Annotated in this window: 19 protein-coding genes; 7 read left to right on the forward strand and 12 right to left on the reverse strand. The window is 73.4% G+C overall.

What is annotated here, in order from left to right; all coding sequences use genetic code 11:
- From ACLBX8_RS19015 to ACLBX8_RS19065, 11 genes are all read right to left on the reverse strand, one after another.
- The coding region (locus tag ACLBX8_RS19015; RefSeq protein ID WP_447715621.1) for a 1-deoxy-D-xylulose-5-phosphate synthase N-terminal domain-containing protein at positions 1 to 442 on the reverse strand (442 nt) is incomplete at its 3' end.
- 43 nt (positions 443 to 485) lie between these two features.
- The gene (locus ACLBX8_RS19020; RefSeq protein ID WP_192711363.1) at positions 486 to 746 is read right to left on the reverse strand and encodes an exodeoxyribonuclease VII small subunit; all 261 of its coding nucleotides are present in this window, start codon (positions 744 to 746) and stop codon (positions 486 to 488) included.
- Between the two features lie 139 nt (positions 747 to 885).
- Complete coding sequence (locus ACLBX8_RS19025) at positions 886 to 1,398, reverse strand: tyrosine phosphatase family protein (RefSeq protein ID WP_020093937.1); 513 nt, start codon at positions 1,396 to 1,398, stop codon at positions 886 to 888.
- A 50-nt stretch (positions 1,399 to 1,448) separates the two neighbouring features.
- Positions 1,449 to 2,009 carry a hydrolase gene (locus tag ACLBX8_RS19030; protein ID WP_447700066.1) on the reverse strand — a complete coding sequence of 187 codons (561 nt, stop codon included), beginning with the start codon at positions 2,007 to 2,009 and terminating at the stop codon, positions 1,449 to 1,451.
- Positions 2,010 to 2,035: 26 nt separating this feature from the next.
- Positions 2,036 to 2,650: a DNA-3-methyladenine glycosylase I gene (locus tag ACLBX8_RS19035; protein WP_091927309.1), complete on the reverse strand. Its 615-nt coding sequence runs from the start codon at positions 2,648 to 2,650 to the stop codon at positions 2,036 to 2,038.
- Positions 2,651 to 2,780: 130 nt separating this feature from the next.
- Complete coding sequence (gene ygfZ / locus ACLBX8_RS19040) at positions 2,781 to 3,632, reverse strand: CAF17-like 4Fe-4S cluster assembly/insertion protein YgfZ (RefSeq protein ID WP_091927310.1); 852 nt, start codon at positions 3,630 to 3,632, stop codon at positions 2,781 to 2,783.
- A 101-nt stretch (positions 3,633 to 3,733) separates the two neighbouring features.
- The gene (locus ACLBX8_RS19045) at positions 3,734 to 3,988 is read right to left on the reverse strand and encodes a hypothetical protein (RefSeq protein WP_012320917.1); all 255 of its coding nucleotides are present in this window, start codon (positions 3,986 to 3,988) and stop codon (positions 3,734 to 3,736) included.
- Positions 3,989 to 4,147: 159 nt separating this feature from the next.
- Positions 4,148 to 4,606, reverse strand: a complete 459-nt coding sequence (locus ACLBX8_RS19050) for a TIGR02301 family protein (RefSeq protein ID WP_447700065.1) — start codon at positions 4,604 to 4,606, stop codon at positions 4,148 to 4,150.
- Positions 4,603 to 5,139 (reverse strand): NUDIX hydrolase, encoded by a 537-nt coding sequence (locus ACLBX8_RS19055; RefSeq protein WP_447700064.1) that lies wholly within the window; start codon positions 5,137 to 5,139, stop codon positions 4,603 to 4,605. Before ACLBX8_RS19055 ends, ACLBX8_RS19050 begins: the two co-directional genes overlap by 4 nt.
- Entirely contained in the window at positions 5,136 to 6,320 is a 1,185-nt protein-coding gene (locus ACLBX8_RS19060) for a hypothetical protein (protein ID WP_447700063.1), read from the reverse strand. Before ACLBX8_RS19060 ends, ACLBX8_RS19055 begins: the two co-directional genes overlap by 4 nt.
- Positions 6,317 to 7,039, reverse strand: a complete 723-nt coding sequence (locus ACLBX8_RS19065; RefSeq protein ID WP_041372745.1) for an SDR family NAD(P)-dependent oxidoreductase — start codon at positions 7,037 to 7,039, stop codon at positions 6,317 to 6,319. Before ACLBX8_RS19065 ends, ACLBX8_RS19060 begins: the two co-directional genes overlap by 4 nt.
- A 174-nt stretch (positions 7,040 to 7,213) precedes the next feature.
- Here ACLBX8_RS19065 and ACLBX8_RS19070 point away from each other — a divergent pair, with 174 nt between their 5' ends.
- The 4 genes from ACLBX8_RS19070 to thiL all read left to right on the forward strand — a co-directional run bounded on the left by ACLBX8_RS19070 (position 7,214) and on the right by thiL (position 10,055).
- Positions 7,214 to 7,801 (forward strand): carboxymuconolactone decarboxylase family protein, encoded by a 588-nt coding sequence (locus ACLBX8_RS19070; protein ID WP_447700062.1) that lies wholly within the window; start codon positions 7,214 to 7,216, stop codon positions 7,799 to 7,801.
- Between the two features lie 143 nt (positions 7,802 to 7,944).
- On the forward strand, positions 7,945 to 8,439 hold the full coding sequence (ribH, locus tag ACLBX8_RS19075; protein ID WP_020093929.1) for a 6,7-dimethyl-8-ribityllumazine synthase: 495 nt from the start codon (positions 7,945 to 7,947) through the stop codon (positions 8,437 to 8,439).
- Positions 8,440 to 8,450: 11 nt separating this feature from the next.
- Positions 8,451 to 9,056: a transcription antitermination factor NusB gene (gene nusB, locus ACLBX8_RS19080; protein WP_447700061.1), complete on the forward strand. Its 606-nt coding sequence runs from the start codon at positions 8,451 to 8,453 to the stop codon at positions 9,054 to 9,056.
- Positions 9,057 to 9,059: 3 nt separating this feature from the next.
- Positions 9,060 to 10,055 carry a thiamine-phosphate kinase gene (gene thiL, locus ACLBX8_RS19085; protein WP_447715622.1) on the forward strand — a complete coding sequence of 332 codons (996 nt, stop codon included), beginning with the start codon at positions 9,060 to 9,062 and terminating at the stop codon, positions 10,053 to 10,055.
- Here the strand turns inward: thiL and ACLBX8_RS19090 are convergent.
- On the reverse strand, positions 9,975 to 10,346 hold the full coding sequence (locus ACLBX8_RS19090) for a hypothetical protein (protein ID WP_026605043.1): 372 nt from the start codon (positions 10,344 to 10,346) through the stop codon (positions 9,975 to 9,977). The genes thiL and ACLBX8_RS19090 overlap by 81 nt on opposite strands.
- Before the next feature lie 448 nt (positions 10,347 to 10,794).
- Between ACLBX8_RS19090 and ACLBX8_RS19095 the strand changes: the two genes are divergently transcribed.
- The 3 genes from ACLBX8_RS19095 (at position 10,795) to ACLBX8_RS19105 (ending at position 16,242) form a co-directional block, all read left to right on the forward strand.
- Positions 10,795 to 12,939, forward strand: coding sequence for a sodium-translocating pyrophosphatase (locus tag ACLBX8_RS19095; RefSeq protein ID WP_091927315.1), 2,145 nt, complete (start codon positions 10,795 to 10,797; stop codon positions 12,937 to 12,939).
- Positions 12,940 to 13,133: 194 nt separating this feature from the next.
- Positions 13,134 to 14,225 (forward strand): alkene reductase, encoded by a 1,092-nt coding sequence (locus tag ACLBX8_RS19100; RefSeq protein WP_447715623.1) that lies wholly within the window; start codon positions 13,134 to 13,136, stop codon positions 14,223 to 14,225.
- Between the two features lie 103 nt (positions 14,226 to 14,328).
- Positions 14,329 to 16,242, forward strand: coding sequence for a PAS domain S-box protein (locus tag ACLBX8_RS19105; protein ID WP_091681868.1), 1,914 nt, complete (start codon positions 14,329 to 14,331; stop codon positions 16,240 to 16,242).
- Positions 16,243 to 16,245 lie beyond the last annotated feature (3 nt).

Below are 16,245 nucleotides of genomic sequence, written 5' to 3' on the forward strand. Positions count from 1 at the left end.
TCTTCTGCTTGGCGGCGGCGTTGTCGAGGTCGCGGGCGACCGCCATGCCCAGCGCAGCCGAGATCGAGGTCGAGGAGTGGGCGGCGCCGAAGGGGTCGTAGACGCTCTCGCTCCGCTTGGTGAAGCCGGACAGGCCGCCGCCCTGGCGGAGCGTCCGGATGCGGTCGCGGCGCTCGGTGAGGATCTTGTGGGGGTAGCACTGGTGTCCGACGTCCCAGACGATGCGGTCGTCGGGGGTGTCGAACACGTGGTGCAGCGCCACGGTCAGCTCGACGACGCCGAGCCCCGAGCCGAGATGGCCGCCGGTGATCGAGACCGCGTCGATCATCTCGGCGCGCACCGCGTCCGCCACCGCCGGAAGCTCCGACTCCGGAAGACGCCGCAGCGCCGAAGGAGACGGAACGCGGTCGAGAAGTGCACTCTGCTCGGGGGTAATCGCCACGGCATCAACCTCTAACGGATGGGATCGGTTCGACCGCCGAGCCTCAGGACATGTCGAGTGGGGCGACGCCCTCGGGCCGCCCGTCGGCGCCCAGCGTGATCCGCTGGATCCGCGCCTCGGCCCGCTTCAGCAGCGCCTCGCAATGCTTCTTCAGCACCTCGCCGCGCTCGTAGATCGCCACCGACTCGTCGAGCGGCACGTCGCCGCGCTCGAGCCGGCGGACGATTTCTTCGAGCTGTTCCAGCGCCTTCTCGAAGGGCAGGTCGCCGGCGGCGGGGGCCACCTCGGGTCTGCTCGCACTCATCCCAGATACTTCCTTTGGGGGTGTTTGTACGGCGCGATCCCCGGTCGCCACAACCCTGGGGGCCAGTCCGCCGGCCGGGTCCGCACCGTTTTGGACGGCCGCGGCGGCGTTTGCGCCACACTTCGCACCTGCGTTCGGTTCACGCCAGCGCGAGGGTGAACGGCGTGCCCTCGAAGGCGTCGGCGCCGCGCCCGATGCGGGCGATCGCCGCGACCATGCGGCCGTCGCGATCCAGCATCCGGTCGGCGATCGCCACGAACAGGGCGTTGGGCGTCGCCGAGGGCGAGGCGGACCGCAGGGCGTCGGCGATCGCCGCCTCGTCGCGCTCGGGCGCCAGCGCGCAGGCCGCGATGTAGGCGGCGGCCGTCGAGCGGCTGATCCCGGCGTAGCAGTGGATCACCAGCGGCTTCTCCCGCGGCCAGGTCCGGACGAAGTCGAGAAGCCGGGCCACGTGTTCTTCAGCCGGCAAAACGTGTCCGTCCCGGGCCGCCGCGATGTCGCTGACCCAGATGATGGCGTGGTTCGCGGCGTCGATCACGGCCGGCCGCTCCAGCGGCGTGCCGACATTGATCAGCGTGAGCACGTGGCTCGCGCCCGTGGCGGCGACGGTCTCGGGCAGGCGCGAGAGCGGACAGACGTGGAGGGTCGGCATGGTGGGGCGCCAGTGACCTGCGATCGTGACGGATCGAGGGCGAAGATCCGTCAGGGCGGGGACAGGGCGGTGAAGCGCGCGAGAAATCGCGCCTCGGCCTCGGCGGTCGGCCACGGCTCGGCCAGGGCCGGCACCGGCTCGGGCAGGTCGACCGAGGGGCCGAAATAGCGCTCGGCCTCCTCCGGCGCGAAGCCGGCGAGGCGCACCGCCTCGACGTGGGCGGCGATCCGGTCGGCTCGCTTCACGAGCCGGGCGAGCGCGGGCGAGGGAGCGGCCAGCCCGAAGCGGCGGCGCACCGCCGCGAGCAGGCGCAGCTCGACGCCGCGATAGGCGTCGCCGATGGCGGCCTTGAGCGGCGAGATGATGTCCCCGACCACGTATTCCGGCGCGTCGTGCAGGAGCAGCTCGAGCCCGTCCCGGTCGGTGCAGCCGGGCGCGAGGTGGCGGCCCACCGCCTCGACCAGCAGGCTGTGCTGCGCCACCGAGAAGACGTGCGGCCCGCGGGTCTGGCCGTTCCAGCGCGCGACCCGGGCAAGGCCGTGGGCGATGTCGGCGATCTCGATGTCCCCGGGCGCCGGGTCGAGGAGGTCGAGGCGGCGGCCAGAGAGCATGCGCTGCCACGCGCGCGGCGGCGCGCTCACCGGGACCCGCCGAGCGCAGCGCAGGGCCCGTGCCGGTGGCAGCCGACGAGGTGATCGTTGACCATGCCCACCGCCTGCATGAACGCGTGCACGATGGTCGGCCCGCAGAAGGAGAAGCCCTCGGCCTTCAGGGCCTTGCCGATCGCCCGGGAGACCGGCGTCTCGGTGGCGATCTCCGCGCGGGTCCGGGCCGTGCCCTGGACCGGCCGGCCGTCGACGAAGTCCCACAGGAAGTGCGCGAAGCCGGGGCCGCGCTCCTCGATCCGCAGCCACGCCCGGGCGCCCGCGACGGTGCCCTGGATCTTGGCGCGGTTGCGGATGATGCGGGTGTCGGCCATCAGCCGCGCGACGTCCGCCTCGGTGAAGCGGGCGATCCGCTCGGGATCGAAATCCGCGAAGGCGTCGCGGAACCCGTCCCGGCGGCGCAGGATGGTGATCCACGACAGGCCGGCCTGGAAGCCGTCGAGGATCAGCTTCTCGTAGAGAGCGCGGCCGTCATGCTCGGGCACGCCCCACTCGGTGTCGTGATAGGCGACGTAGAGCGGGTCGAGCCCGGCCCACCAGCAGCGTGGGCAGCCGTCGGGATGGGCGATGAGGCCGGTCTCGGACATACGGCGATGGTAACGAGAACAGGAGCGGAACGCCACCGTCGCGGCGGCGGCCGCACGGCCACCTCGACGGTCCCTTCCGCCGGTGCAAGACGCGCCGCGGTCACGCGGCCCGATCCCGCGCGTCGCGATCCTACCCGGCCGCGCTCGCCGCCGCGTCCGGCATGGCGAAGGTCGCGCAGGCGGGGCGCGCCAGCGTCACGGGCTGGTCGCCCGCGCGCGGGGTCTCGCCGGAGGCGAGTGCGTCGCCCAGTCGGTCGAGGCGGACCGTGGCGAGGCCGCGGTTCCCCGCGGCGCTGCCCGTGGTGCCGAGCACCTTGCCGCCCGCTGTGATCTCGGTGCCGGGCGCGGGCGCGGCGTCCGCGTAGGCGGCCGCCAGGATGCGGGTCCGGGCCGTGCCCCGGTGCTGCATCCGCGAGACCACCTCCTGGCCGACGTAGCAGCCCTTGCGGAAGTCGACACCGCCGAGCTGATCCATCAGCGCCTCGTGCGGGAAAGCGTCGCCGAAGGCGAAGTCGCGTCCGCCCTCGGGCACGCCGAGGGCGATCCGGTGCGCGTGGTACTCGGCCTCGGCGGCGTCCGCCGAGAAGGCGCCCGCTTCGGCGTAGAGACGGGCGCCGAGATCGGCCGCGCGGGAATCGGCCAGCGCCTCCGCGGCGGGCGGGGCCGCGCCGGCCCAGGCCGCCGCGACCGCGACGGTTGGGTCGGCCGCGATGGTCGCTTGCGCGCGCAGGCGATAGAGCGTCAGGCGCTTGGCGAGGTCCGCGGCCCTGTCGGCCAGCACGTCGAACCGGAAGCCGTCGGGGATCCGCGAGACCAGGAAATCGAAGAGGATCTTGCCCTGCGGCGTGAGCAGGGCGCCGAGGCGCGCCTCACCGGGCTGGAGCGTCTCGACGTTGCAGGTCAGGACGCCCTGGAGCAGCGTCGTGGCGTCCGGTCCGGTGACGGTGACCAGGGCGCGGTCCGGCAGCAGGGCGACGGGCATGGGCGGCGATTCCTCGGGGCGCGGACGGTCCGGCTGGCCGGACCGCGGACCCGGGACGTAGTCGCTGACCGCCCGCGCCTCAACCGTCCGCGCTCACGCGCTCAATGCTGGAGCGTCGTGGTGAACGCGCCCCCGCGGATGCGCTCCGGGAATCCCTCCGCGTAGCGGGCCGTGGCTTCTTCGCCGTACGTCGTCACGAGTTCCTGAAAGGCCGCGAACAGGGCGGCCTGGGCCATGCAGTCACCGTCGAGACCATCGAGGCAGCCTTCCGCGAACGCTTCCGAGACGTAACTCAGCGCGACGCGTTTCTCCTCGACATCGACCTCGATGGGGGCGGTGTGAGAGCTGTGCTGCATGGCCGGATACTTCCATTGCGCCGGACACGGGGCCCGGCGGACGCAATGGATGATAAGCAGGTCCCGGCGGCTCGGCCAGCCGAGAATTTCGGATCGGTTAACGCGAGCGCTCAAATCCGATGTTTCGCCGGCATCGCCGGTATGTGTGCTGTACCTGCATCACCCCCCGAAACGCCCGGCCAGAGCGTGCGACAGCCGGTCGCCCTCCGCGACGTACCGGGCGGCCGCCTCGTGGGCCGCGGGCGTGCAGACCCGGTAGGTCAGCGCGTAGCCGCGGTAGCCGCGGTTGTAGGCGCCGGCCAGCCGGTCGCGGCGGGCCGGGGTCACGCCCTCGGAGTCGATCAGCGCCTTCATGCGGGCCGGCCAGTCGGCCGCGTCCGGGGCCGCGCAGAGGTTCCGCAGGAACGCCAGGGCCCCGATGATCTCGGACATGCGCAGCAGGTCGCGGTCGTAGGGCGCGGGCACGTCCGCGGGGGCGGTTGGCTCCTTGGACGGCTCCTTCGCGGCTTCCTTGGCGGGCGCGCCGCTCCGGCCGGAGCGCTGCTGCGCCAGCGCCGGCGCGGAGACCGGGCCTGCCAGGAGCGCCAGCAGGCACAGGAGGGTCGCGGGGCGCCTCACGCCGTCGGCTCCCCGCCTGGCATTCCCGCGCGGTTCGCGTGCCGATCCGCGCTCCCGTCCGTGGTTCCATCCGTGCCCCGGGCCGCCACCCGCGCGAAGGCCTCGCGCAGGGTGTCGACCAGGCCGGGGGTGGTCGGAAGGGTCGCGACCTCCGCGAGCGTCGCCCACCGGGTGCCCAGGGCCTCGGGCCCGGCCACGGGCTCGCCGCCGCACCACAGGGCGGCGTGCGGGTGGACGACGTAGTGGTGGCGGGCCCGTCCGGCCTCGTCCCGGACGATGATCTCGGTGGGCGAGAGCACGCCGACCACCTCGGCGGGCAGGCCGACCTCCTCGGACAGTTCGCGCAGGGCCGCCTCTGCCAGGGACTCGCCCGCCTCCACGAGGCCGCCCGGCAGGGTCCAGACGCCGCGCATCGGCTCGTTGGCCCGCGCCGCCAGCAGGGCCCGCTCGCCGCGGATCACCGCGATCGACGCGCCCACGAAGGGCCGGGCCGGGAACAGCCGGCTGTCGGGATCCGGTGCGCCCGCGGTCACGGCTTGCCCCCGTCCGGTGCCACGACGGCCACCCGGCCGTCGGCGAGGCCGACGAGCAGCCGCGCCGCCGCGCCCTCGCCGAGGACGACGATGCCGGTCTCCGCGGGGGCCGGTAGCGGCACGCGCGCCCGCTCGCGCAGGCCGCCCTTGGCCGCCACGAAGGCGATCTCCGGCCGGCCCGCCACCGGCAGGACGAGCTCGGGGCTGCCGCCGGTCGGAACGGTCACGGCGAGATCCGAATCGCCGTCGCCGGCCGCGTAGCCCGCGGCCTCGCCGGCGGGCTCGATCGCGTCGGGACGCAGCGTCCAGAGCTGGAGCCGGCCCTTGGCGCTGACCGTCGCGGCCTGGGTGGCGCCCGATCCGGAGAAATCCGCGATGCCGGCGATCTTGAGGGGCGGGCCCGGCTGGGCGGGCGTGCGGGCGGCGACGGCCCAGGCCGCGCCCGGATCGCCGGCGGGCCGGTCGATCAGCACGAGGCCGCCGGCATCCGCGCCGGACAGCGTCGCCGCCAGCAGCGCCGGGCGGTCCCCGAGGCGCAACAGGCGCGGCCGCAGCGGCGCGAACACGGCCTCGCCCCCCGCCGGCACCGTCACGGTGGCCACGGGGACGGGCTTCGGATCGGTGCTCACCGCCATCGGCTGGCGCTCGCGGATCGTCAGCACCGCGGCGGCCGCGCCGCCGTCGGGGGAGCGCGTGCGCCCGGTGAGATAGGCGCTCAGGGGGCCCGAGAGGGCGCGGCGCGAGCCCGGCAGGGCCCCGCGCGGCGTCTCGGCGGCGGTCAGCCCCTCGACCGCGTCCCGGCCGATCGGCCGCACGGTGACGCCGCCCTCTGCGAGGGCGAGCACGGCGCCGCCGTCGTCGCCCCAGACCACGGCGATCGGCGCGCTCTCCTCGTCGCCGGCCTGCTGTCCGCCGCCCTGCGCGCCGGCCTTTGCCCCTGCCGTGCCGCCGGTGATCGGCAGGAGCCCGGAGGTCGCCACCGAGACCGCGGCCTCGCTGCGCGAGCCGCGCAGCGCCCGCACCTTGAAGGGCAGGTCGAGGATCCGGATCCCGGGCTCGGCCCGCGCACCCGCGACGGGCGCGGCGCACGCGAGGAGGCCCAGGACGAGCGCGACCCGCCCGCGGCAAGCCGCCGGGTGCCGGCGCGCGGAAGCGCCCCAGGAAGCGACCGATCTGGTCAAACGTGCTGGCCGCCGTTGATGTGGAGCTCGGCGCCGTTCACGTAGGAGGAGGCCTCGGTGCACAGGAAGTAGATCGCCTTGGCGACCTCGTCCGGCGTGCCGAGCCGGCGCTGCGGGATCTGCTCGACGAGCTTCTCGGTGCCGGGCGACAGGATCGACGTGTCAATCTCGCCCGGCGAGATCGCGTTCACCCGCACGCCGAGCGGCCCGAAATCGGCGGCCATCTCGCGGGTCAGGCCAGCCAGCGCCGCCTTGGAGGTGCCGTACGCCGCCCCCGCGAAGGGGTGGACGCGCGAGCCGGCGATCGACGTCACGTTGACGACCGAGCCCTTGGCCCGGGCCAGTTCCTCGCGCAGGCCCCGGGCCAGCAGGATCGTGGCGAAGAGGTTGACCTGGAAGACCCGCTGCCAGGTGTCGAACTCGGTGGCCAGCGCGCCGAGGCGCTCGCCCTCCGGCCCCTTCGGCGAGATCCCGGCATTGTTGACCAGCGCGTGCAGCACCCCGCCCTCGGCGGCGAGCCGGCCCCGCACCTCCTCGACGGCGCGGACCGTGTCCTGCGCGTCGGCGAGGTCGACCTGCAGGTGGTCCTCGGGCCCCATCTCCCAGGGGCAGTTCTCCGGGAAGGCGTGGCGCGAGCAGGTGATCACGCGCCAGCCCGCGGCCGAGAAGCGCTTGACGGTGGCGTGGCCGATGCCCCGGCTCGCGCCCGTGAGCAGCATGATGCGCCGGCGTTCGTTGACGGGGAGGGCCAAAGCCGTAAGCCTCGCTGGCGTTCAGGGATCGCCGCCCGGTCGGGCGCGGTGCGTGCCGGTGAGCCCCAATGGTCTAGGCGCACGGGCACCGGAAATCCAGAGCGGGCCGCGCGTCGGCGCCGGAGCACGGAGGGGAAACGCATGGCCAGCGGGCAGACCAGCGCGGAGCGCATGCCGGAGATCCGGGCCGGCGGCCTGTCCCCGGCGCAGGAAGAGGCGGCGGCCGCGTTCCGGGCCGAGCGCGGCGTCCCGGTCTTCGGGCCGTTCGTGCCACTCCTGCGCAGCCCCGAGCTGATGCTGTGCGCGAGCCGGATGGGCCAGTACCTGCGCTACGGCAGCGTCCTGCCGCTGCGGATCAGCGAGTTCGCGATCCTGGTGGTCGCGCGGGAGTGGAGCCAGCCGGTCGAGTGGGCGATCCACCACCCGATCGCCCTCGAGGCCGGGGTCGCCCCCGAGACCGCGCGGGCGCTGGCCGAGGGGCGCCGCCCCGACACGATGAGCGCCGACGAGGCCCTCGCCTACGCTTTCTCGACCGAGCTGATGCGCAACCGCGCGGTGAGCGACGCGACCTACGCGGCCCTGGTCGCGCGCTTCGGCGAGCAGGGGGCGATCGATCTGACCGGCATCAACGGCTACTACGCGCTGCTCGCCATGACGATGAACGTCGCCCGCACGGCCCTGCCGGAGGGCGGCCCCGCGGCCCCGCCGCTGCCGCCGCTGGTCGGGTAGGGCGCGCCGCCGCGGCCGCGGCGCGGGCCGGGGGCGATCCCGCGCGGCTTGTGGCGCCGGCCGCTTCGGTCTAACCGTCCTCCCCCGTGCGGGTGCCCGATGTGCCGCCCGCCCGTTCCCGAAAACCCGGCCGGACGAGAGCCATGGTCGCCCATACCCGCGCCGATTCGGCGCCCAAGCCCACCGACCCGGCGCTCGCCGGCGCCCGGATCCTCGTGGTCGAGGCGCGCTACTACGACGCGATCGCCGACGAACTCCTGGCTGGCGCCCTGGCGGCGATCGCGGCCGCCGACGCGCAGGCCACCGTGGTCACCGTGCCGGGGGCCCTGGAGATCCCCGCCGCCGTGGCGATCCTGCTCGACACGGGCGCCTACGACGCCGTGGTGGCGCTCGGCTGCGTGATCCGCGGCGAGACCGGCCACTACGACATCGTCGCCGGCGAGAGCGCCCGGGCGCTCATGGACCTGTCGGTGCAGCGCCGCGTGCCGCTGGGCAACGGCATCCTCACGGTCGAGACCGAGGCGCAGGCGCTCGCCCGCGCCCGGGTCGCCGAGATGAACAAGGGCGGCGGCGCCGCCGAGGCGGCGCTCGGCGTGCTCGCCCTGAAGCGTGCGGCCGAAGGCGCGCGCCCGCGATGACGGATACACCCATGACCGGGACCCCCGAGACCCAGCCGGAGACCGGCGCGGAGAATGGCACCGGCACCGCCGGCGCCGCCGCAAAGATCAGCCTGCGCAGCGGCGCCCGCCTCGCGGTGGTGCAGGCGCTCTACGAGATGGACGTCTCCGGCAAGGGCGTGCTCGACGCCCTCGCCGAGTTCGAGGCCTTCTGGATCGGCCAGGAGGTCGACGGGATCGCCCATCCCCCGGCCGAGACCGCGTTCTTCCGCGACCTGCTGCGCGGCACGGTCGAGGAGCAGCGCGCCATCGACCCCAAGCTCGACCAGGCCCTCGCGCAGGGCTGGCCGCTGCGCCGCATCGAGATCGTGCTCCGGGCGATCCTGCGGGCGGGCGCCTACGAGCTGATGTTCCGCCGCGACGTGCCGGCGGCCGCGGCGATCTCGGAATACGTCGACGTCGCCCACAGCTTCTACACCGCCGACGAGCCGGGCCTCGTCAACGCCGTCCTCGACCGGGTCGCCCGGGAGGTCCGGCCGGGCGAGGTCGGGGCCCCGAAGGCCTCGGGCAAGCCGGGCTCGTCCAAGCCGCTCCCCGGCAAAGCTGCGGCTGGGAAACCGTCGGCCGGGAAGGCCTGAGTCTTGGCCGGGCCGGCCCGCGCCTCCGAGGAGGGGCTGATCGCCCGCTACTTCGCCCCGCTCGCGGGGCCGGGCGCCGACGGGCTCCGGGACGACGCCGCCACGCTGACGCCCGCGCCGGGCCACGACCTCGTCGTCACCGCCGACGCCGTGGTGGCGGGGATCCACTACTTCGCGGAGGATCCGCCGGCCTCGGTCGCCCGCAAGGCGCTCGGCGTGAACCTCTCCGACATCGCCGCCAAGGGCGCGGTCCCGCGCGGCTTCCTGCTGACCCTCGCGCTGCCCGACGACTGGACGGAGGCCTGGCTCGGCGGATTCGCGCAGGGGCTCGGCGCGGCGGCCGAGGCGGCCGGCTGCCCGCTGCTGGGCGGCGACACGGTGCGCTCCGGCGGCCCCGCGCTGATCTCGGTGAGCGTGTTCGGCGAGCTGCCGACCGGCACCATCGTGCGGCGCACCACCGCGCGGGTCGGCGACCGGATCTGCGTCACCGGCACGATCGGCGACGCCGCCCTAGGCCTGCGGATGCGCCTGGAGGGCGACGCCCCCTGGGCGGCCGGCCTCGATCCGGCGCTGCGGGCCGAACTCGCCGACCGCTACCTGCACCCGCGCCCGCGGCTCGCCGCCGCGCCGGCCATCCGCCGCCACGCCTCGGCGGCCATGGACGTGTCGGACGGCCTCGCGGGCGATCTCGCCAAGATGCTGGGCGCGGGCCGCACCGCCCGGGTGGCGACGGCGGACGTGCCGCTCTCGGAGGCGGCCCGGTGCGCCTGCGCGGCGGATCCCGCCCTGATCGAGGCGGTCCTGACCGGCGGCGACGATTACGAGATCCTCTGCACCGTCGCGCCGGAGCGCCTGGCGGATTTCCGGGCCGAGGCCGCGGCGGCCGGGATCGCCGTCGCCGCCATCGGCACCGTTACCTCAGGCGACGGCCCGCCGCGCTTCGAAATGCGCGATGGCGCCGAGCGCGTGTTCGCGGCCGGAGCCTTCAGCCACTTCTGACGCCCAGATCGCGTCCGGTCCCGAGATCATCGGGCCGGCGGAATCCCCGGCCGGGTGGCCGATCTGGCGCCGGACCTCGCCGATCATCGCGGCGGCGACCACCGGGATCCAGCGGCCGGCCGGGTCCCCGCCCGCGCCCGGCGCCCGGGACAGGGCGCGCTGCAGCACGCAGAGCAGGTCGTCCTGGATCGTGACCGGCTGCGCCGCGACCCGCTCTGCGATCAGGAAGCCGACCGCGCCGCTCAACACCTCGATGGTCGCCGCCAACCTGGCGGCCTGGTCGCTGCTCATGGCGAGTCCCTCGTCCGAATACAACCAAAAATAGAATATCGGTTGGTTAAGGCGACGTTAACGGCCGCTCGAGCCGCTCGCGTTCGTGATGTTCCAGTTCGGGGGACGGGCATCTCCGCTCGCGGGAGCCGCGCTCGGCCCCCTCTCCCGCACGGAAGAGGGGGCTCGCGCCCATGGAACCGGGTGCAGCGGCCGGCGAGAAACCAGATCTGCAACATAATGCAGCATTGCGGGTTCGAGGGCTTTTTGGCCCGCGGGTCGTGAGACCCGATTCCCGGCGTCGCCCGCCGACGCGGCGTTTGCGCTCCCCGGCGAAGTTTGGCAATCAAGGCATTGTTCTGGGAAGGAAAGCCCCGAATCCGAGCGCCGCGTCCCATGGCCGTCGTCCGGCGGCCAAGCTCGACAATCACAAGCCAACGCCAGGCACGATAATAACAAGGACGGTCGAATGATTCCCTTGGTCCTGATCATCGCGGGCGGGCTCTGCGCCGTCGCCTACGGCATCGTCACGATCCTCGACGTGATGCGGCGCGACGCCGGCACGCAGCGCATGCAGGAGATCGCCGCCGCCATCGCCGAGGGCGCGCAGGCCTATCTCCGGCGGCAATACACGACGATCGGCCTCGTCGGCGTCGTCCTGTTCGTCCTCCTCGCCGTCTTCCTCGGGATCAAGGTCGCGGTCGGCTTCCTGATCGGCGCCGTGCTGTCGGGCGCGGCCGGCTTCATCGGCATGAACGTCTCGGTGCGGGCCAACGTCCGCACGGCCCAGGCCGCCTCGACCTCGCTGGGCGGCGGCCTCGACGTCGCCTTCAAGTCGGGGGCGGTGACCGGCATGCTGGTGGCGGGCCTCGCGCTGCTGGGCGTGGCCCTCTACTACCTGTTCCTCACCCGCGCCGCCCATCTCGAGCCGTCGAGCCGCGAGGTGATCGACGCCCTCGTGGCGCTCGGCTTCGGCGCCTCGCTGATCTCGATCTTCGCCCGCCTCGGCGGCGGCATCTTCACCAAGGGCGCCGATGTCGGCGGCGACCTCGTCGGCAAGGTTGAGGCCGGCATCCCGGAGGACGATCCGCGCAACCCCGCCACCATCGCCGACAACGTCGGCGACAATGTCGGCGACTGCGCCGGCATGGCGGCCGACCTGTTCGAGACCTACGCGGTGACGGTCGTCGCCACGATGGTGCTGGCCGCGATCTTCTTCTCCGGCGCCGGCGGCAGCAACCGCGACGTCCTCGAGCCGATGATGCTGTACCCGCTCGCCATCGGGTCGGCCTGCATCCTCACCTCCATCGCCGGCACCTACGCGGTGCGGCTCGGCGCGAACCAGTCGATCATGGGGGCGCTCTACAAGGGGCTGATCGCCGCCGGCGTACTCTCCATCGCGGCGATCGCGGCGGTCAACATGACCCTGCTCGGCGGCTTCTCGACGAGCTTCACCACCTCGACCGGCCTGACCTTCACGTCGGCCGCGCTGTTCGGCTGCGCGGTGATCGGGCTCGCCATCACGGCGCTGATCGTCGTGATCACCGAGTACTACACGGGCACCAACTTCCGCCCGGTGAAGTCGATCGCCGACGCGTCGGTGACCGGCCACGGCACCAACGTGATCCAGGGGCTGGCGATCTCGCTCGAATCGACCGCGCTGCCGGCCATCGTGATCGTGGCAGGCATCATCAGCACCTACGCGCTCGCCGGCCTGTTCGGCATCGCCATCGCGGTCACCGCCATGCTGGCGCTCGCGGGCTTCATCGTGGCGCTGGACGCCTTCGGGCCGGTCACCGACAATGCCGGCGGCATCGCCGAGATGGCGGGCCTGCCCTCGGAGGTGCGCAAGTCCACCGACGCCCTCGACGCGGTCGGCAACACCACCAAGGCGGTGACGAAGGGCTACGCGATCGGCTCGGCGGGTCTCGGCGCGCTGGTGCTGTTTGCCGCCTACACGTCGGACCTGAACTACTTCATCGCCCATGCGAGCCCGACGCAGTACCGCTTCTTCCAGGGCGTCAGCGTCGATTTCTCGCTCTCCAACCCCTACGTCGTGGTCGGGCTGCTGCTCGGCGGCCTGATCCCGTTCCTGTTCGCCGGCATCGCCATGACGGCGGTCGGGCGCGCGGCGGGCGCGGTGGTCGAGGAGGTCCGGCGCCAGTTCCGGGCCAAGCCCGGCATCATGCAGGGCACGGACCGGCCGGATTACGGGCGGGCGGTGGACATGCTCACCCGCGCGGCGATCAAGGAGATGATCATCCCCTCGCTGCTGCCGGTCCTGTCGCCGATAGTGCTGTTCTTCGTGATCCAGTTCATCGCCGGGAAGAGCCAGGCCTTCGCCACCGTGGGCGCGAGCCTGCTCGGCGTGATCCTCACCGGCCTCTACGTGGCGATCTCGATGACCTCGGGCGGCGGTGCCTGGGACAACGCCAAGAAGTACATCGAGGATGGCCACCACGGCGGCAAGGGCTCCGACGCCCACAAGGCGGCGGTGACCGGTGACACGGTCGGCGACCCCTACAAGGACACCGCCGGTCCGGCCGTGAACCCGGCGATCAAGATCACCAACATCATCGCCCTGCTGCTGCTCGCCGTGCTGGCGCACAGCTGAGTTCCGCGAAGACAGGATCGGCCGACGGGGCCGGGCTCTCCGCGAGACCGGCCCTTCCCGTTTCGCCGTGTGCGCCCCCGCACGCGACGGTCAGTCCCGCGGCGCAGCACCTTGGCATCGCGGCGCCGCAGCGCCACCTCGGCGCCGGATTAAAACCCGGACGCGGCCCCCGCCGCACCAGCACGAGGTAACCCATGCCGTCCCTGCTCGACCCGATCCGCATCGGCGCCATCGAGGCGAAGAACCGGATCTTCATGGCGCCGCTGACCCGCGGCCGCGGCACCCGCGAGCACGTCCCGACCCCGATCATGGCCGAGTACTACGCCCAGCGCGCCGGCGCCGGCCTGATCCTCACCGAGGCCACCGGCATCAGCCAGGAGGGCCTCGGTTGGCCCTACGCGCCGGGCATCTGGTCCGACGCCCAGGTCGACGCGTGGCGGCCGATCGTGAAGGCCGTTCACGACAAGGGCGGCAAGATCGTCTGCCAGATCTGGCACATGGGCCGGATGGTCCATTCGGACTTCCTCGGCGGCGCCAAGCCGGTCTCGTCCTCGCCCACCACGGCCCCCGACCAGGCCCACACCTATTCCGGCAAGAAGCCCTACAGCGAGGCCCGCGCCCTGGAGGTGTCCGAGATCCCGCGCCTGCTCGCCGATTACGAGCGGGCCACCGCCAACGCCCTGGCGGCCGGGTTCGACGGGGTGCAGATCCACGCCGCGAACGGCTACCTGATCGACGAGTTCCTCCGCGACGGCACCAACCATCGCACCGACCAGTACGGCGGCTCCATCGAGAACCGGGTGCGGCTCCTGCGCGAGGTGACCGAGGCGGTGGCGAAGGTCGCCGGACCCGAGCGCACGGGCGTCCGCCTCTCGCCGAACGGCGCGATCCAGGGCTGCAACGACTCGAACCCGGAGCCGCTGTTCGTCGCCGCCGCCCAGGCGCTCGCCGATGCCGGGATCGCCTTCCTGGAGATGCGCGAGCCGGGGCCGAATGGCACCTTCGGCAAGGCCGACCACCCGCCGATCGCCCCGGCGATGCGGCGCGTGTTCCGCAACCCGATGATCCTGAACGCCGACTACGACGGGGTCAGCGGCCAGAAGGCGCTGGATGCCGGCGAGGCCGACGCCATCGCGTTCGGCCGGACCTTCATCGCCAACCCGGACCTCGCCGAGCGGATCGCCAGGAAGGCGCCGCTCGCCAAGGACGACGCTGCGACGTGGTACAGCCAGGGCCCCGAGGGCTACGTCGACTACCCGACCCTGACCGAGTCCCGCGCCGCCTGACGCGCCGCGGTCGCGCGCCCTGCCGCGGCCCGGAGGGCTGCGGCAGGAAACCGCGGCGGTTCCTTGGCAGCGGGCCGTCGCGCGCCTATGTGAGGGCAGGACCATGGATGTGCCTGCACCTCACGCGCTCGCGGAAGCCGGACCGACCGACGGGCGCTGGCGCGCCGCCGACCGGATCGCCGAACTGCGCGATCTCGCGATCCTCGATTCCGAGCCCGAGCCGCTCTACGACGACCTCGTGCGGGTCGCCGCCTATGTCTGCCGGGCGCCGGTCGCACTCGTCAGCCTCGTCGATGCCGAGCGGCAGTGGTTCAAGTCGGAGGTGGGCCTCGGCAAGCGCGAGCTGCCGATCAATTGCTCGGTCTGTGCCCACACGATCGAGGCCGGCGACCTTCTCGTCATCCCGGACCTGACCGCGGACCCCCGGACCACAGAGAATCCCCTGGTCACCGGGGCGCCGGCCTTCCGGTTCTACGCGGGTGCGGTGATCCGCGGCAGCCACGGCATCCCGCTCGGCGCGCTGTGCGTGCTGGACCGCGTCCCGCGGCCGGAGGGGCTCGATTCGGAGCAGACCGCGACCCTGCTGGCGCTGGCGCGCCAGATCTCCAGCCTGCTGGAGCACCGCAGGACGCTGGCGCAGGTCGCCGCCCGCGAGGCGGAGATCGCCGCGAGCGAGCGCCGCTTCCGCGTGATGACCTCGGCGATGCCCCAGATGGTTTGGACCACGCGGCCGGACGGGTTCCACGACTACTACAACGACCGCTGGTACGAGTTCACCGGCGTCCCCTACGGCTCCACCGACGGCGAGGGCTGGAACGGTGTGTTCCATGCCGAGGACCAGGACAGGGCCTGGGCGCGCTGGCGCCACTGCCTCGCGACCGGCGAGCCCTACGAGATCGAGTATCGCCTGCGCCACCACAGCGGCGACTACCGCTGGACCCTGGGGCGGGCCATGCCGATCCGGGACGCCGAGGGGCGGATCGAGCGGTGGTTCGGGACCTGCACCGACATCGACGATTTGAAGCGCGCCGAGGCCGAGGCCCGCAAGCTCGCGGCGATCGTCGAGACCTCCAAGGACTTCATCGGGCTCAGCACCCTCGAGGGCGCGATCACCCACCTCAACGAGGCGGCCATGGCCCTGGTCGGCCTGCCCGATCTCGCCGCCGCCCGCGCCAAGAAGGTGCCCGACTTCTTCACCGACGACAGCCGCCGGATCCTGGCCGAGACCGTGATGCCGGCGGTGCGCCGGGACGGGTTCTGGGAGGGCGAACTCGCCTTCCGGCACTTCGTCACCGGCGAGCCCCTGGCGGTGCTCTACAACATCTTCCCGGTGCGCGACCCGACCGGGACCGAGCTCGGCTACGCCACGGTCACCCGCGACCTGCGCGAGGCCAAGCGCGCCGAGGAGGCCCGCGACCTGCTGATCCGCGAGCTGTCGCACCGGATCAAGAACATCTTCGCGGTGGTGGGCGGCCTCGCCGCCCTGACCGCGCGGACCGACCCCGCGGCCAAGCCCTTCGTGGCCGCGTTCCGCGAGCGGCTCGGCGCCCTGGCCCGGGCCCACGAATACGTCCGCCCGCACTCCCCCGACAGCGCCCCGCCGGTCGCCGGTCAGACGGTGCTCGGGCTGATGCGCCTGATCATGGCCGCCTACGAGGAGAACGGACGCGCCCGCGTGGTGATCTCGGGGGACGATGCCGAGATCGGTGAGCGCACCGCCACGGCCCTCGCGCTGATCATGCACGAGCAGGCGACGAACGCGGTCAAGTACGGCGGCCTGTCGACGCGGGAGGGCGGCGTCTCGCTGAGCGGGACCCGCGAGGCGGGCCGCTACACGCTGACCTGGCGCGAGGAGGGCGGCCCGCAGATCGCCGGCGCGCCGTCCCGGAAGGGATTCGGCACGGTGCTGGCCGAGCGCAGCGTCGCCGGCCAGCTCGACGGGGCGCTGGAGCACGACTGGGCGCCGGGCGGTCTCCTGATGCGGCTCAGCGTCCCGCTCGAGAACCTGCGGACCTGACGT

Source organism: Methylobacterium sp. D48H (genome assembly GCF_053345715.1).

Coding starts and splice junctions, on each gene's coding strand:
- ACLBX8_RS19030 (WP_447700066.1), bottom strand. CDS start 2,009: ATGCTCTCTGGCCGCCGCCTCGACCTCCTCGACCCGGCGCCCGGGGAC.
- ACLBX8_RS19100 (WP_447715623.1), top strand. CDS start 13,134: ATGCCGTCCCTGCTCGACCCGATCCGCATCGGCGCCATCGAGGCGAAG.
- ACLBX8_RS19105 (WP_091681868.1), top strand. CDS start 14,329: ATGGATGTGCCTGCACCTCACGCGCTCGCGGAAGCCGGACCGACCGAC.
- ACLBX8_RS19065 (WP_041372745.1), bottom strand. CDS start 7,039: ATGCTGCTCACGGGCGCGAGCCGGGGCATCGGCCACGCCACCGTCAAG.
- ACLBX8_RS19035 (WP_091927309.1), bottom strand. CDS start 2,650: ATGTCCGAGACCGGCCTCATCGCCCATCCCGACGGCTGCCCACGCTGC.
- ygfZ (WP_091927310.1), bottom strand. CDS start 3,632: ATGCCCGTCGCCCTGCTGCCGGACCGCGCCCTGGTCACCGTCACCGGA.
- ribH (WP_020093929.1), top strand. CDS start 7,945: ATGGTCGCCCATACCCGCGCCGATTCGGCGCCCAAGCCCACCGACCCG.
- ACLBX8_RS19020 (WP_192711363.1), bottom strand. CDS start 746: ATGAGTGCGAGCAGACCCGAGGTGGCCCCCGCCGCCGGCGACCTGCCC.
- ACLBX8_RS19025 (WP_020093937.1), bottom strand. CDS start 1,398: ATGCCGACCCTCCACGTCTGTCCGCTCTCGCGCCTGCCCGAGACCGTC.
- ACLBX8_RS19090 (WP_026605043.1), bottom strand. CDS start 10,346: ATGAGCAGCGACCAGGCCGCCAGGTTGGCGGCGACCATCGAGGTGTTG.
- ACLBX8_RS19045 (WP_012320917.1), bottom strand. CDS start 3,988: ATGCAGCACAGCTCTCACACCGCCCCCATCGAGGTCGATGTCGAGGAG.
- nusB (WP_447700061.1), top strand. CDS start 8,451: ATGACCGGGACCCCCGAGACCCAGCCGGAGACCGGCGCGGAGAATGGC.
- ACLBX8_RS19095 (WP_091927315.1), top strand. CDS start 10,795: ATGATTCCCTTGGTCCTGATCATCGCGGGCGGGCTCTGCGCCGTCGCC.
- ACLBX8_RS19070 (WP_447700062.1), top strand. CDS start 7,214: ATGGCCAGCGGGCAGACCAGCGCGGAGCGCATGCCGGAGATCCGGGCC.